General features: G+C 46.9%; 13 protein-coding genes. 6 read left to right on the top strand and 7 right to left on the bottom strand.

The features are described 5' to 3' along the window. Positions 1-17: 17 nt before the first annotated feature. From F0316_RS16920 to F0316_RS16930, 3 genes are all read right to left on the bottom strand, one after another. Positions 18-1,541, bottom strand: a complete 1,524-nt coding sequence (locus tag F0316_RS16920) for an AMP-dependent synthetase/ligase (protein WP_114808403.1) — start codon at positions 1,539-1,541, stop codon at positions 18-20. Between the two features lie 10 nt (positions 1,542-1,551). After that, the gene (locus F0316_RS16925; RefSeq protein WP_000803565.1) at positions 1,552-2,154 is read right to left on the bottom strand and encodes a thermostable hemolysin; all 603 of its coding nucleotides are present in this window, start codon (positions 2,152-2,154) and stop codon (positions 1,552-1,554) included. 173 nt (positions 2,155-2,327) lie between these two features. Next, the gene (locus tag F0316_RS16930) at positions 2,328-4,376 is read right to left on the bottom strand and encodes a GNAT family N-acetyltransferase (protein ID WP_162813643.1); all 2,049 of its coding nucleotides are present in this window, start codon (positions 4,374-4,376) and stop codon (positions 2,328-2,330) included. A 220-nt stretch (positions 4,377-4,596) separates the two neighbouring features. Between F0316_RS16930 and F0316_RS16935 the strand changes: the two genes are divergently transcribed. Beyond that, complete coding sequence (locus F0316_RS16935) at positions 4,597-5,628, top strand: ABC transporter substrate-binding protein (RefSeq protein ID WP_000846694.1); 1,032 nt, start codon at positions 4,597-4,599, stop codon at positions 5,626-5,628. Between the two features lie 59 nt (positions 5,629-5,687). Here F0316_RS16935 and F0316_RS16940 read toward each other — a convergent pair whose 3' ends face one another. Then, entirely contained in the window at positions 5,688-6,659 is a 972-nt protein-coding gene (locus tag F0316_RS16940) for a ParB/RepB/Spo0J family partition protein (RefSeq protein ID WP_000985779.1), read from the bottom strand. A 7-nt stretch (positions 6,660-6,666) separates the two neighbouring features. Continuing rightward, a complete protein-coding gene (locus F0316_RS16945) occupies positions 6,667-7,884 on the bottom strand; it encodes an AAA family ATPase (RefSeq protein ID WP_000817997.1) in 1,218 nt (405 codons plus the stop codon). A 1,234-nt stretch (positions 7,885-9,118) separates the two neighbouring features. Between F0316_RS16945 and F0316_RS16955 the strand changes: the two genes are divergently transcribed. Further along, positions 9,119-11,095 (top strand): replication initiator protein RctB domain-containing protein, encoded by a 1,977-nt coding sequence (locus F0316_RS16955; protein WP_000093519.1) that lies wholly within the window; start codon positions 9,119-9,121, stop codon positions 11,093-11,095. A gap of 219 nt (positions 11,096-11,314) precedes the next feature. On the opposite strand, the gene F0316_RS16960 is transcribed toward F0316_RS16955, so the two are convergent. Further along, on the bottom strand, positions 11,315-11,776 hold the full coding sequence (locus F0316_RS16960; RefSeq protein ID WP_172626077.1) for a transcriptional regulator: 462 nt from the start codon (positions 11,774-11,776) through the stop codon (positions 11,315-11,317). 362 nt (positions 11,777-12,138) lie between these two features. Between F0316_RS16960 and F0316_RS16965 the strand changes: the two genes are divergently transcribed. From F0316_RS16965 to F0316_RS16980, 4 genes are all read left to right on the top strand, one after another. Continuing rightward, positions 12,139-12,336: a PA3496 family putative envelope integrity protein gene (locus F0316_RS16965; protein WP_000026548.1), complete on the top strand. Its 198-nt coding sequence runs from the start codon at positions 12,139-12,141 to the stop codon at positions 12,334-12,336. Positions 12,337-12,498: 162 nt separating this feature from the next. Beyond that, positions 12,499-12,708 (top strand): DUF3283 family protein, encoded by a 210-nt coding sequence (locus tag F0316_RS16970; RefSeq protein ID WP_000009502.1) that lies wholly within the window; start codon positions 12,499-12,501, stop codon positions 12,706-12,708. Between the two features lie 87 nt (positions 12,709-12,795). Beyond that, positions 12,796-13,515: a YebC/PmpR family DNA-binding transcriptional regulator gene (locus F0316_RS16975; protein ID WP_000533705.1), complete on the top strand. Its 720-nt coding sequence runs from the start codon at positions 12,796-12,798 to the stop codon at positions 13,513-13,515. A gap of 114 nt (positions 13,516-13,629) precedes the next feature. Beyond that, positions 13,630-14,505 (top strand): NAD(P)-dependent oxidoreductase, encoded by an 876-nt coding sequence (locus tag F0316_RS16980; protein ID WP_001266194.1) that lies wholly within the window; start codon positions 13,630-13,632, stop codon positions 14,503-14,505. Between the two features lie 103 nt (positions 14,506-14,608). On the opposite strand, the gene F0316_RS16985 is transcribed toward F0316_RS16980, so the two are convergent. Next, positions 14,609-16,270 carry a methyl-accepting chemotaxis protein gene (locus F0316_RS16985; protein WP_000059787.1) on the bottom strand — a complete coding sequence of 554 codons (1,662 nt, stop codon included), beginning with the start codon at positions 16,268-16,270 and terminating at the stop codon, positions 14,609-14,611. Positions 16,271-16,364 lie beyond the last annotated feature (94 nt).

Raw genomic sequence — 16,364 nt, forward strand, 5'->3', positions numbered from 1 at the left:
AAAGAGGCTCGAACGACTTACCGTGAAATATCGCCAATACCGCTACCGCTTCTTGCAGGAAGGGGATACAGGTATTGCCAATTGAGGTCGGGCGCATTACGCACTCGACGAAAAGTGTGCTGCGCGTTCTCAATCAACGCTCGCTTGGGTCGGCCATTGGCCGTCAACCAAGCCTGCCATGCGCTCGGCTGATTGACGAAAAGCAGTTGTTGGATCTGTGCGTAGTCAGGTAACTGATGATTCATTTGTTGCACACGTTGCTCCAGATCGGGCATTAGGCGATCAATCACAGCCACTAACCCCACCTCATCATCGCCGACCACTACGAAACGGCATTGCGGTAACCAAACTTGCGCGTGAGACTCAATCCATTCCGGTGCGATGTTGCGCCCAAAGGGAGTAATGATGAGATTTTTTTTGCGCCCTACGATACAAAGAAATCCCTGCTCATCGAGTGTCGCCATATCACCCGTGGCAAGCCATTCGTCGGTCAATGGCTCGCCGATATAACCCAGCGCACTATTGCCACGAACCCACAATTCACCATCTTCAGCCAATTGGATTTGTAGATGGCTCAGCGGCTTGCCACAACTACCGGGCTGGTCATGTTGCGGCGTATTCATGCTAACCACCGAAGCGCATTCAGAAAGTCCATAGCCTTCATAAGCAGGAATGCCAAGGGCTCGTGCGCTATGGATAAGTTCAGCCGCAACACGCGCACCACCGACCGCCACCCATTGCAGCGACTTCGCCAACTCGGGAGCCTGTTTCACCACCTGAATCAGCGCCATCAATAACGCTGGGGTAAGAACCAAACTGGATGGCAGATAAACGCTCAATGCGTTGGCAAACTGAGTGGGAGAAAATTGACTAGAGCCAGACAGCCCTACCGATTCACCAAACAGTACGCTTGAAGTCACCCCGAGCAATAAAGGCACGTAAATTCCTGTGATATTTTCCAGCAGCGTGGCGAGCGGCAACATCACCAAATGCTGCTCAACTTGCGCGCTCATCTGCTCTGCGATGGCCAGCGTAACGCGCTCTAGATTTTCTTCACTCAAACAAACCCCTTTCGGAGTGCCTGTTGAGCCAGAGGTGAACGTTATTTTTTGTGTACCCGCCAAAACGCGATTGAGTCTATTCCTCGGTTTATTGCCCTGATAGTGCCAAGCGTCAAAGCCACCGACTGTCAGTGAAGGCGAACCCAACTCAGGCCAATCACCAAGACAGAGTTCAACATTCGCCTCATTCAGTAAATGAGCGACTTGTTCTGATGTAAAAAAGGTCGGGACAGGAACCATAACGATGTGTGACCACATCGCGGCTAAATCGAGCGCAACCCAGTCGACACTGTTTTGTGCACGTAATGCGATGCAGTTTGCGGATAACCGCTGCAGCTGATTGGCGATCAGCTCGACTCGCTCTAACAGTTGAGAATAATTGAGAGCTATCCTCTCTTGCTCAGCGTTATGGCCAACAAAAGCCATTTTCTGCGGTTGGTGCAAGGCATGCTGCTGCAGCGCAGCGAGAATTCGATTCATCTTTGACTACTCACGCTTGCTTTTGATTAAGGTGTAATTGATTGAGATGGGTGCAACCATGCACTAAATTGCCCGCCAAAATACGCGGACGGTGCTGATAGTAAGTTCCCCAGATTTGAGAAGCATTGGGAATACGAGCTGGAGAAGCTTGGGCAATCAAGGTGGGTTGCAGGCCAAAACGACGCATCAGGGCATGCAGAGGATCGGTTGCAGTAAAAATGCACCACTCAAACCCCATGGCGACCAACTGCTGTGCCATCAAACGAAAGTGAAACGCTGAAAGCCCGCGACCAAAAGAAGCAAGATGGCCAAATTCAATCAACTTGCCACGAGGTATCGGACATGCAAAACGTTGTGCAAGAAGACGATCGGCAGGCTCATCGAGATATTGTTCAAGAAACAGCGGCTCTTGCTCTGCAATCCGGTATCCACAGACAGACTTCATGACCTGTTTATCAAGCAGCGCTAAATAAGCAGGCATATAAGCGGTGAGGTGGGCATCAAACGCTTGTTGATAGCGCTCATCAACCAGTTTGATCGCCTCATTCCAACGTGGATGCGTGGGTGTAATGACTTCCAGTGTCAAATCGGCTAGACAAGGTAGAGGTTTCATTGGTGTTTCCCTTTGCTTACTCTGTAAGTCAAAAGTAATCCACCTAACTTAAGAATCCCTTAATATACCGAAACGACTTAAATTAGCAGCTCGCCAGCCAGTACATTCATTCTGATGAGCAGAGACAAGTTCGATGCTTGAGGCAGACACACCTAGCCAGCACCGCTGCAGCTTCAAGTAGGAAGAGTATATTTACACTGTAAATTCACAAGCAAAGCCAAGATTTCCGTTCGCACCGCTTGCTCGACTTGCCGCTTCCCACTTAACTGAAACTGCTCGGCACAGGCCGCCCAACTTTTACGCTGCAGAATTTTACTGATCAACAAAGGGGATAGGCTCTCTAGTAATGGAGCCGTAGCCAGTAGCCAAGCATAAAGCCACACCGCCACGCTTTCGTAATTTGCTCCACCTCGCGCGTAACGATCGATCAAATCCAAAGGGATCTGAGGTTGAGGCAAGGCGACAGTGCTAGGTAAAAGCTGTTGGATGATTTGTGGCTCCAACGCTTGCAGAGAATCACTGAGTTCAAAAATCCAATGTGCACTAAACTGCTGTTTGGCTTGCTCCAACCAATCGAGATGCTCTCCGCGCACCATCAAGAGAGAGTAACAACCACTCGCCTGATCTCGATGCGAACCGAGTTTTATTGGTACGAAGTGGTTAGCTAGCCAAAATGGCAATAAATCTTCACTCACCCCGAAGCTGGTGGCGTAATAATCCGCGTGATGCTGCGCAATAAAATGGGTCAACAATTGGCTACCCATGCCTTGGCGTTGGCAGTCGGGATGGACGGCAATACGTAATATTCGCCAGCAAGATTGGCGCGCCGCTTGGCTAATTCCTAATTGATTCGCCAAAGTCACGGGGGTTAAATGCCCTTTCGGACGCCGCGTTCCCAGTTGAATCGCCTCAATCGTCGGCGCGTCTAACCCCCCTTCACGGACCGCCAAAACGCAACCGACGCACACCTCTCCTTGATAAGCGACGAACAACGTCATCGCTTCATCTTGCAGTAAAGCAAAGAGATCGTTGGGCGAGGTTTGATAATGCGCATTGACCAAAAGTGCAAACACTTGTGCTAATTGCTCAGGTTGCTCCACACACTCAGGCTGACTGAATAAAGAAAAAGACAGCGGTTCTCTCACCTGCTCTAGGGCAACTTCAGGCAGCTCACTTTGTAGAAGAAATACCTGATTTTGCCACTGTTCCAGCGCATCCCCCGCCGCCCAGCGGATCGGCTGCTCAAGATGCAGTGAGCGCATCTGCGGGCGTTGTACTTGCAACCAACTCTGAAATTTTAGAGAAAAACCGCGCCCACACCCTTCGTAGCCATGAATGGTCGAAGAAAATACTGCGCGGTGATAGCGCTCCACCCAACGTTTTAAAAATGGCAACGGCAGCGCAGCGGCTTCGTCGACCAGCAATAAATCACACTCAGGTTGAGTGCGCAGTAGCTCATCCGGAGCCATAAAACGTAAGCTTGACTGTGCCGTTTGCACCTCACCGCGCTGGCGATGGGCTTGCGGTAATGTGCGCTGGGCATGCACAAACAGCGGCTCCACGGCAGCCAAAGTAGGTGCAGTCACCACAATATGCATAGAGCGCGATGACATCAGCTCTGCGGCCGCCAATCCCAGTGCGCTGGTTTTTCCACGCCCGCGATCGGCAGTCAGCACTAAAGGACGCTTGCGATGCCCAGTCACGACTTTAATGATGCTGTCGATCGCCAATCTTTGTTCGGTATAAGTTTGTTCGGTATAAGTTTGTTCGGTATTCGTTCGCGTAACCGAAGCCGAATGGGGTAAAGCCGGCACCGTTTGTGGCGTAATCACAAGCAAGCGATGACAAGCGCGCTCTAGCCAGACTCGTGCACAATGGTTGAGTGTAGTCGGTTCGCCAACCACCAACAGTAATCCACCGCCCACCAAGGTACCCAGCACCGCATTAAAGCTATTGGCATCCCAACCTTGCGTTAAATCTACGATCAGGAGTTGGCATTCTCGCCCTAACCATTGCTGACCTTGGCGATAGTCGACACAAGTCACACCCTCTAGCTCAGTTTGTCCTAACATCAATATCGGTTGTTCGGAAAAGTGCGGAACAAGTGTTTTCAATAAGTGATGCTGCCACTGTGCATCACCACGAAGCCAACAGCCAAAGCGAGTCTGTCCTTGCTTGGCGAGCTGCTGAAGTTGCAATAAATAGGTGATTGGCTGAGTCATAACGAGCGATATTCCAAAATGATGCGCCATGTTAGCACAAGCCCAACCGATCGCTGTAACGCCTTGAAAGGCATCGTAAGAAGGAGGAAACATTTGTTAACAGAAGGCTAAAATATTTTTTCTTAACGACAAATTATATTTGCTTTATCACAGCAAAAAATTCACTAATTATGCACTCGAACCCCGGCATTGGGCTGGGCTAAAAAGGAATCAAAATGCAATGAAAACTTTCATTAAAGGATTGGTACTTTCTGCAGTCGTTGCCTCTTCTCAGGTTTATGCAGAGCAAACCCTAAACGTGTATGCGTGGGGTGGCTATCTGCCAGAGAAGTCGCTGAAAGCTTTTGAACAACAAGAAGGCGTTACTATTAACTATTCAACCTTTGAGAATAATGAGTCAATGTATACCAAACTCAAACTTCTGAAAGGCACTGGTTACGATGTCGTGTTTGCGTCCGCTTATTTTATCGAAAAGATGGGCCGTGAAGGGCTACTGGCAGAAATCGATCATAACCAAATCCCGAACATGAAAGATGCAATGCCAACCGTATTAGGACTGGCGCACGATCCTCAAAACAAATTCTCACTCCCTTACATTTGGGGGATTACGGGTCTTTACTACAACTCGTCTACCCTGCCTAACGGCATCACAAAATGGGCAGATCTGTGGGATAAGCAATACGAACAGCAAGTCATGCTGATTGACGATATCCGCGACGTGTTTGGTATGGCTCTAAAGCTTAACGGCTTTAGCATCAACACCAAAAATGAAGAGGAAATCAAGAAAGCGTACGAATCTCTGGTGGCACTGAAGAAAAACGTATTGCTGTATAACTCAGATGCGCCACACGTGCCTTACGTTTCTGGCGAAGCCACACTGGGCATGCAGTGGAACGGCAACGCTTACCAAGGCCAAGTGGAAATGCCTGAGCTGAAATTCGTTATGCCAGAAGAAGGCGCGGTACTGTGGATGGATAACTTCACCATTCCTTCAGGCAGCAAGAACATTCCGTTGGCGCACAAGTTTATTAACTTTATGTACCAACCAGAAAACCAAGCTGAGATTGTACAAAGCTTAGGTTATGCCTCTGCCACCAAAGGCGGTCGAGCACTGCTACCAGCAGAACTGCGTGATAACCCGACTATCTTCCCATCGGATGAAGATATGAAAAAAGGCGAGTTCATCAACGATGTCGGCCCAGAAACGCTGGCGATTTATGAGAAGTACTGGCAGCGCCTAAGAAACCAATAAGGCTAAGCCCCCTAAAACGCACAAAGCCCGCATCAGCGGGCTTTGTTATTTGAGTCGACTCAGTTTAGCTTACGCTGCACAAAATCAAGAATATCTTGCATCAGCTCATCATCAATTTTCTTCAAATTCAGCACCAAATTATGGCCTTTACGAGCATAGCTGGCGCGGCCTTTGATAAGCTCCACCTTAGGTGTTTCGGTGCGCTTAGGAGGTAACACATCTTGAATCCAGCTTTCGATAGTTTCCGTGACTTCTTTGGTAATACGCGCCACACCTTGAGCTTGAGATTGCTGCCACACGAAACCATTTTCTTGATGGCATTTCGCTAATAATTGCTCACGCTGAGCCTCATTCAACTCGTTAAACTGTTTATGTAATTTAACGATAGTAGGGCGGCCCAGCTCGACAACACTCGGATACGCCTGCAAAAGCTCTAGCGGCAAAGCGGCGGCTTTTAAGGCACCACTGACCAATGCCTCACTGCACTGGAACATTTTGGCGAGCGCTTTTTGGTCTTCCGCTTCACCACTATCGAGCTTGGCTTGCATCTCTTTACCTTTCTCATACAGAGAAAGAGGTTTATGCGCATTCGCGACATCAGACAAAAACTTAGCGTGCTCAGCATTGATATTTTCAGCCACATACACCAAAAACTCTTTGCCCGCCAAGATACAAGACATGCGACGACGGCTACCATCGAGCACTTCGATTTTGCCATCTGCGGTTTTACGGCCAACGGCTGGGTATTGCTGTCCACGCTCACGCAATGTGGTCAGAACATCAGCCAAGGCATGTTCGGTTAAAAACGCCTGTTCACGGGCATTTTGAGCAAACACCACGGTTTTTTCCGCGACTTCATCAGCCGGAATTCGCATCAGTTCAAAGGTCACTACCTCTTCACCCGCTACAGCCAACTCAATCATCTGTGCTTGTGCTTTCACCGCAGATTGCGCTTCTGCAGGCGTCGTTGCACGGCGCTTATCCGCCTTTCCAAACAGCTTTGCGTTCAGTTCAGAAGTTTTAATTGCCATAAGTTACTTACCCCTGATTCAGTGAAGACCAATGTGAATGAAGTACGCGCTCTAGCTCTAAAGCACTTTTTTGTACCGCATCCTGAGCGGTCGCCAAGGTTTTTTTACCGCCCTCGAAATCGTTAACGGTCAAATCAAAGACAGTACTGTAAGTATCCGCACAGGTTTCAAACGCACGGCTGCGTGGGATCGTGGCCATCATGACTTGATCGCCCAATAAATAATTCATTTCGGTCAGTACCGACACCTGCTTCTTGTTGTCATCCTCAAACATGGTTGGCATCAGGCGTACAAATTCGAGCCCTTTCCAATCTTCAGGGAACATCTCGTACACCGTGGGCAAATGTTGGAAGAAATTGACCGTGGAAGCCCAGTCCAGTCGCTTAGCCGCACAAGGGATCAGTAAGGCATTCGAGGCATACATCGCGTTCCATACCAGTGGATCAACGTGTGGACCAGTATCAATCATGATGATGTCAAAATCGCTGGCAATTTTATCGATCAGCTTCTCTTTGAGTAAGCGAACAATATCTAGTGATTGATTTTGTGAGAGATATTGCCACGCCTCTGCGTTAAACATCGCATCCTCAGGAAACGCAGAAATGGTTTTCAAATTCGGATATTGAGTTGGCAACATCACGTTTTTGCGCAAAAACTCAGTGTCCACTTGCACCCCATCTGGCACATTATCCAGCATGATATCAACCGCGGAATAGATATTCGTATGCTCAGCCAGACTGATTTGTGGATTCAAAAATAGGCGCAATGAACCTTGTGGGTCTAAGTCAATCAAGCAGATGCGGTAACGCTTATCCAAATTGAGCGCTAAACAAGCGGCAAGGTGTACCGCGGTCATTGATTTCCCCGTACCACCCTTTTGGTTCTGCACGTTGATGATCCACGGTTTATTCTCATTATTTTTTTTGCGCTCATGGAATTTAGGCACGCCAGCGGCATCCATCAACATATGCGCTTCGGAAAGAGAGATAGAGTAGTGATTCGCGTTATTTTTGGTAAATTGATGTCCCGCTTCTTCCATCTTAGCGATAGCTTCATCAAGCTTGCGACGTGTTAAGCCTGAACGAGTTTCCATAAGGGCTTTAGACATTGGAGGAAAATGCTCATCACGGCGCTCCTCTAATACAATCTCAATTCGATCGGCCTGCACTTGTTGGGTAAGTTGTGCAAGCTGGTAGAGATTCTCTATCGTTTGTTCTCTTTTCATTGCCAATTTCCGTTATTAGGGCTTTAAACAGATTGTACAGCATAGCTTATTTAAAACAACAAAAAGGTGAACATAAAACAATGAATCAAAATCACACATATTGGAGTATTAACAGAAAATTGATACCAAATGAACAAAGTTAGGTATAAAAACCGCGTTTAAATAACCCACACATTCTTCGATAAGAAGAAAATATTTTAAATATTACAGTGTCACTTATTTACAATGTAAAGCCACGTTTTGAAGTGATGATGAATAAATAAAAGCGAGCCGTAAGCGGAACGATTAAACCGAGCCACTAAGTTACGGTGAATGCCATTCTGATTGAAATGATGCGCAGGACTCAAGCAAGATGAGAAAATGCCTATCTTTCCTCCAGCGAATAAGTATCACCGAAACGATGATCAAGAGCAGCAGCTTGATCATTCTTCCGTAAAAAATAGAGGGTTAAGGAAACATGATCAAGAGCTCATCATGGCTATCAGTCGAGGCAAGAGAATTAACAATTGAAGATCTTCAATCGGATCGATGATCAAGAGGTAAATCGTCGCGGAAGCATGTAAATTCATTATCAATTTACGGTCGATGTCAGGCAGAGTAAGGCTTTGGCTAGTCAGTGATGAAAAACCGTCTATCCTAACAAGTCTCAATCAAAACAAGATAAGCAGAACAACAGCCATGATCATGCTTTCGTAATCTCACTCAGTCACCTTAGCCAGCGCAATATGGCGCTGAAGATGTCAATTGGAAGCACAAGTCACAAGTATTCATTGCTATATGGTCAAGAAATCATCTTCTCTTGATCATCTTTCCGTGGTAATGAGAGTACGAGAGGAAGGAGATACAACGACCTACTTTGATGTCATCCACTCAGGTTGTGGATAAACTGTGTGAGCACCTTGATCATGCTTAGAAGCTTACGTTGATCATTGATTCTGTTGACTGATGATCATGCTTAGAGGAACAAATGATCATGCTTTCGATCTTGTATTGATCATGGTTTCCATCAATACATGATCATGCTTCTGAATGGCTAAAAATAATCTCTTTTAATTACAATAAATTAGAACTAAAAATCGTCACAGATCATTAGATCACTCTAATCATATTTAATCATTTAAATCAGAAAGATCAGTTATTTAAAAACAACAAATTTTTCTTTATTTATGATCTCTTTTTCTTTATTCTCTTGGAACTATAGTGATATTACGGTAAGTGTGATACGGATCTAACCATGAGCTCAGAAGAAAAACGATTGATCAAATTGCCAAGAACTCACAAAGATGGTCATCTTTTTGAAGTCTCTGAAGCAGCGATTGACTGGATTGAACAGTATCAACACTTTAAAGGTGTCACGAAAAGCATTGTTGAACTTTTGAATCTGATCTCACTGCGTGGATTACGCAGTAGAGATGGCTTAGTTTCAACCACAGAACTGATTGATGCAACCGATGGGCAGCTGACACGTGCAGCCATCCAGCAGCGGTTGAGAGCAGCGGTAGCTGTTGGATTGTTCAAACAAATCCCAGTGCGTTTTGAAGAGGGGTTGGCTGGCAAAACCATGCTCCATCGTTTCATTAACCCCAACCAATTGATCTCGGTACTCGGCTCAACCAGCTTAGTCACTGAATCGGTTAAACAAAATGAAAAGCAAAAGCGCTCAAAGGCATTAGCACAGACGCAAGTCAATCAACGTTTACTGCATGAGCATGGTTTAAATACACCGCCAGCCATGAAAGATGAGGCTGATCAGTTTGTGGTCTCACCGACTAACTGGGCAGGGATCATTGATCAAGCGTTAGCGCCACCCAGAACCCGCAAGAGCTACCAAAAGTCTATGGTTTCGATATCGGGTACTCGTGCTGTGATTGAAACACGATCGTCTAAAAACATCATGACGGTCGACGATCTGATGACTTTGTTTGCCTTATTCACTTTAACAGTGCAGTACCATGATCATCACCAAGATGATTACCATTTCAATGCTAAACAAGCACCAAACAAAACGCCGCTGTATATCACCGACATTCTCTCTTTACGTGGCAAAAAAGACAGCGGCCCTGCACGAGACTCGATCCGTGACAGTATTGATCGTATTGAATTTACCGATTTTCAGTTGCATGAACTGACGGGTCGTTGGCTCAGTGAGAATATGCCTGAAGGCTTTAAAAGCGATCGTTTTCGCTTTTTAGCGCGCACCATCACCGCTTCCGAAGAGGCACCTGTGGAAGGCAGTGATGGCGAGATCCGCATCAAACCCAATCTGTACATTTTGGTTTGGGAGCCTTCGTTTTTTGAAGAGTTACTGACGCGAGATTATTTCTTCCTGTTTCCACCGGAGATCTTGAAACAACATACCTTGGTATTTCAGCTCTACTCCTATTTCCGTAGCCGAATGTCTCGTCGTCATACCGATGTAATGATGCTGAGTGAACTCAACCAAAAATTGGCCAGAAACATCGAATGGCGACGGTTTTCTATGGATCTGATCCGCGAACTTCGTCGTCTCTCCGAAGGGAAGGGGAGTGAAGATCTGTTTGTGGTCAATCTCTGGGGTTACCACTTGACTGTGAAAAGTATCGAAGAGAAAGGCAAAGTGGTGGATTACCAAGTCGATATCAAATGTGATGTGGAAGAGGTACTGCGCTATTCACGAGCCAAAACCACCAACGCGGGTAAACGCAATATGGCTCCAACCTTGCCTAACCCTTTACGTAACGAGCTGGTTTCCAAGCAGAAACTGGCTGAGTTATCGAGCATCATCGATGGTGAATTTGAACCAATCCAGCGCAAAGCCCCTTCGCCGAGAGGCCGCTTAGGTCGACGCGTGAAGCTACGTAAACATCTGGTCGAAATCAATGCTGATGAAATCACCATTACTCTATCGCGTTATACCTCTCCAGAAGCGCTAGAACGCAGTATAACGGCTTTAGCGGCTATGACTGGACATGCCCCTTCATCAATCAAAGAAGAGTGTGTAGAGCTCATAGACAAGCTAGATTGGCTGCGTGTTGAAAACGATGTGATCCAATACCCGACCTTGAGCAAGCTGCTTGAGCTCTACAACAGCCAAAATGAGAGTAAACATCTGTCGATCGAAAAATTGATCGCAGGTTTAGCGGTACGCCGTAAAGTCTGTAAATTGGTTCAAGATGGGCACATTGACGAGACGGTGTATCGAGCCTTAGATGAGATGGCAGCGGGAGCCTAACCAAAACGGATTAGGCTGGGCGTTGGTTTTGTGACTTAAACCTGACAACAGTCTGACATTGAACCGAATAACCACCGATACACTGCTTCACGAATAGACAACCTTTTGTCCTATCTGATGAATTGTAGATTGGCTCATATGTTTTAAGCGAGTTTAAATAGCTCGCTCTTTTTTTGCCTACGATTTGGCAAAATCCCGACTCAGTGCTTTCGATCCCGACTATCCGCGCATCGGATCTCGAGTTCCTTGATCATCGTTCCAAGCATGAAACGCCATAAAACGTACATGCGCATCGATCAATGCGTGAGATTGAGATTCTCCCCCCACTTGATGGTTGAGATGTTCAAGACTCAGCACCATCAGCTGTTGCATCTGTAGCAAGCACCAAGATTTCAACTCCAAGTCACACTCAGGTTGAGCGGCGCAGAGCTGGAATCGACCGTAAGCCAAATTGAGATATTGCAAGGCCTTCTCGGTATCCGTCTCGCGATAAAACTCAAATTGACGCAAACAGGCATCAAGCCAGCAGGCAATCTCTTTGCTTTGAGTGGAATTGAGCTCAGGCTGCCAGAGTGCTTGCGGTGCGCCAAAAATCAAAGGTTGTAATTCAGCGACGGCAGCACAATCGTTATGTTGATACCAGTGATGAATGGTGTGTAACCAGTGCTGTAGTTCATTCATACCGTAAGTCTCGATCATCAAAAAAAGAGTTGATCCCATAAGATCAACGATCTGAAGCAAACCATATGGCTGATGCCACGCTTTCATTCTTGTAGTGTGGTTCACGAAGGCAATGTTTGCCATATACTCTTGATAGGGAAAGGGGAAGATCAATAAAATGACCGAGAAGAGAGGCGTTGTACTGCGAAATAACGCGCCAATTTAGCGGTGAGTTTGGGTATTAGCAAAAAGAATATCTATAGTTTTATTGATAGGATTTCTGAAGTATTGCCATAATCACAATATGGATTAAATCTACTTAACAAAGCACAGCGCCTTTGCTACAGATTAGCTGTTCCTAGCATGGTTTTTCGGAGGTATCTATGTCCATTAATTCTATTGACCATGATGACATGACGAACATTGCCAACAAATGGGATTCAATTGAAGAAATTGAATCCCAGCGACCAACAAAGAACTTGAAGTCAGCGGAAGCTCGACGCCGTATTGAAACGCTACGTGAGATACGCGAAAGCGGCCTGACTATCGAGGAAGCTAAAGAGCTGGGTTTGTTGCACTAGCCTTTGGTATCAGAGATATCGATGAAGGGTGACTTAGGTCACCCTTACTTATTTTTATTGCTTTAGTTGATTTGAAGCACCCAAAGCAACATTTTGACTCTTAATTTTCCGCATTCCTATGTTATATTTCGCCCCACGATTTTATTGACTGTGGGCTTACTAATGTCTTTCAACCTTGCATTACTGACTGCGGCAGAAAAAAACAGAGTAGAACTTGATAAACAAGCTTCTTACCTTGTTTGGCGACTTAAGCAAGCAAAAGCGGGACCGGAAGAGATCACTAAGCAGATGGCCAAGATTGCTTCTGAAAGCGAAAAACAGTGGTTTCAACAGTCGATAGAGAAGTACAAAAGAGTGATGGGCGTTGCGTAGCGTCTATGCTCAGCAGGTGGCAAATTGCAAACAGCAAGCCTTCTGCTAAAATCCGTCGCAACACATTGAATTAGAGAGAACATCCCAATGGGAAGAAGTTTTGAAGTGCGCAAAGCCTCAATGGCGAAAACTCAAGGCGCAAAGATTAAAGTTTACTCAAAATACGGTAAAGAGATTTACGTTTGTGCGAAAAACGGCGGTACTGACCCTGACATGAACTTATCGCTGCGTCATTTGATCACGAAAGCGAAAAAAGACCAAGTACCCGCACACGTTATCGAAAAAGCACTGGATAAAGCCAGCGGTGGAGCAGGTGAAGATTACCAACCAGCACGTTACGAAGGTTTCGGCCCTGGTGGCGCGAGTGTGATCGTTGACTGTCTAACGGACAACGGTAACCGTACCTACCAAGACGTACGCCAATGCTTCGTGAAAACGGGCGCGAAAATTGGTACTCCAGGTGTGGTTGCGCACATGTTTGATCACCAAGCGGTTTTCCAATTCCAAGGCGATGATGAAGAAGCGATTCTTGAAGCGCTGATGATGGCTGACGCGGAAGTGACAGACATCGAGCATGAAGATGGCGTGATCACTGTATTTGCACCTAACACCGAATTCTTCAAAGTGAAAACTGCTCTGAACGAAGCATTCCCAGATTTGACTCTGGATGTGGAAGAGATCACTTTCGTTCCACAAAACCGCACTGTTGTAAGCGGTGAAGACGCAGAAAAATTCCAGAAGTTCCTCGATATGCTGGATGACTGCGACGATGTGCAGCAGGTTTACCACAACGCGGATATCGAATAATCGTTATCTGAAAAAGCCGAGCGAAAGCTCGGCTTTTTCATTTTGGGATATCAGCGTCCTACCTTCAGCGCCAAGTCGTTTGGGTATAAAAACAAAAATCATAAGGAGAACAAGATGAGAGTCAGCTTTATTGGATTAGGCGTGATGGGGTATCCCATGGCGGGACATCTGCAAAAAGCCGGTTTTGAAGTCACGGTTTTTAACCGTACTCAGGCGAAAGCGGTGGCGTGGGCGAAACAGTTTGGCGGACAGTATGCTGAAACGGTAGCAGAATGTGTCAAGAACGCCGATGTGGTGCTCACTTGCGTAGGCAATGACGATGATGTACGCAGCATGACCACGGCAGCTACTGGCGCTATTCCCGCGATGAAACCGGGCGCAGTATTGATCGATCACACCACGACCTCAGCACTGTTGGCTGAAGAGTTGTTGGCAGCGGCGCAGCAAGCGGGTTTGCATTTTATGGATGCCCCTGTTTCTGGCGGTCAGGCTGGCGCTGAAAATGGCGTCTTGACCATTATGTGTGGTGGCGACGAAGCACTCTTTGCCAAGATGCAACCTATCTTTGCCGCTTACGGGCGCTCTTCGGTTTTGATGGGGGCGGCAGGGCAGGGCCAGCGCGCTAAGATGGTCAATCAGATCTGTATTGCCGGTGTGCTGAATGGTCTGTCTGAAGGACTGATGTTGGCAGAGCAAGCCGGTTTGGATATCCCGAATCTGGTGGCGTGTTTGAAAAATGGGGCGGCTGGCTCTTGGCAGATGGAAAATCGCGCGCTCACCATGAGCCAAGAGAAGTTTGATTTTGGCTTTGCGATTGATTGGATGATCAAAGATTTGGGTTTTTGCCTAGATGAAGCCGCGCAGTTAGGCCTGAGATTACCGATGACAGAAAACACGATGACCGCTTACCAGCGCCTTTCTGCGCAGGGGTTAGGTCGTATGGATACTTCCGTACTGATTCAAGCGGTAAAAGAAGCTGCTAAGAAATAGCCATGCTGACCACAAAAAGCGCCTCAGTGTAAGAGGCGCTTTGGGTCATCAGTGACCTTGGTGCAGTTCGTGGTATAGCGGTTCAATTTACACTGTAAACAACTCACACTTTAAAGCGCGCCACCAGCTCATACAGTTCGTGAGCTCGTCCATTTAATGTCTGGCTACCTTGACGGTTCTGGTTCGCTAAATCCGCCGATTCGCTACTTTGGTCAGAAATTACCACAATACGCTGTGAGATCTCTTGTCCGACAATGCTCTGCTCTTCAGTCGCTGTCGCGATTAAGGCGTTCATATCCATAATAGTGCCAATTGACGCTTGGATTTTTTGGAGCGCTTCGGCCGCTGCGTTGGCTTCACGCACGGTAGTAATACTGCGCTGTTGGCTCGATTCCATGGCTTTTACGGCTGCATCTGAGCCCGCTTTCAACTGTTGGATCATTGTGTGAATTTGCTGAGTACTCTCTTGGGTGCGGCTAGCAAGCTTGCGGACTTCATCGGCGACCACGGCAAAACCGCGGCCTTGCTCTCCGGCACGCGCGGCTTCAATTGCCGCGTTGAGGGCGAGGAGGTTCGTCTGTTCGGCAATATCTTGAATCACGGCCAATGAGCTAGTGATGTTATTGACATCGCCTTCAAGTTTGGCAATGACGCTGCTGGCATCGGCCACTTCTTCGGCCAAAGCTTGGACTGAGCGAGCCGCAGCGTTAACGATGTTATGAACGTCGGTCGCATTATCTTCAGCGTCTTTGGCTGACTGCGCGGCATTATTCGCGTTGTTAGAGATCTCTTGAGCGGTCGTTGTCATCTCGGTCATCGCTGTAGCCACTTGTTCGGTCTCTTCTCTTTGATTCGACGCTAAATGGTCAACTTGAGTCGCCCGTTGGCTCATGGCATTGGTCTCTTCAACCACTTGCTGCCCAACTTGATTGACCCGTTTAATGATGTTTTGCAAGCTCTCTACAAAACGGTTGAAGTTGTGGCTCAATTTATGAAATTCAGGAACACTGAATTTTTCCATGCGTGCGGTTAAATCCGCATCGCCACTGGCAAATGAACTAATGGAATTATCAAACAGCTCCAGTGGGCGCATGATGCTTCGGTTAATCATTATTGCCATCACGCTAACCAGAATGACAATAAGCAGCGTAATGCCAGCCAGTGTATATAGCCCTTGTTCGAGCTGCTCTTCTGCGCGCGCTTCCATCTCTGCAATTTCAGCATCGACATCGTCAGTGTAAAAACCGGTCCCTATAGTGAGATCCCACTGTGGGAGATAGACCGAATAACTCAGTTTAGGTAAGGGCGTCTGTTCGCCGGGTTTGGGGAAATAATAGGTTGTGAATTGGTTTAATTTGGCGTTTTTCAGCAAATCTTGAATCAGATAGTTGCCTTGGGTGTCTTGCATGTTCATAAAGTTGTCGCCTAAGCCATTCGTCGCTTTACCTAATAACAGGCGAGTACCTTTTGAATCATAACCAAAGATATAACCGCTTTGTCCAAACTGAATTTCACGTAATATCGCGATTGCATCATCGAGAGGGGCTTGGCGGGCTTTGAGTGGAGCAAGCGCAGTATCCGCGATTTGCAAATAGGATTTCAGTTCGGCCTGTTTCATTTCCATCATGGCCTCACGGGTATTGCGCATCTGCTCTTGGCTGAGTAAGCGGGTTTCGCTAAAAGTAAAGTACATCATACTTAAAGCTATGGTGAGTAAAGGCACCAAAGAAAGGATGTACAGGCGTTGTCGAATCGTCAGGCTCATAGTTGTGGCTCACTTCGTTAGTTATTATTCCCTTTCTCGTTGAAGCGGTATCGGTATTGGCTACGTCCGTTTACCCCAATCACATCGTCTGCTT

The organism is Vibrio cholerae, assembly GCF_008369605.1.
Taxonomy (GTDB): Bacteria; Pseudomonadota; Gammaproteobacteria; order Enterobacterales; family Vibrionaceae; genus Vibrio; species Vibrio cholerae.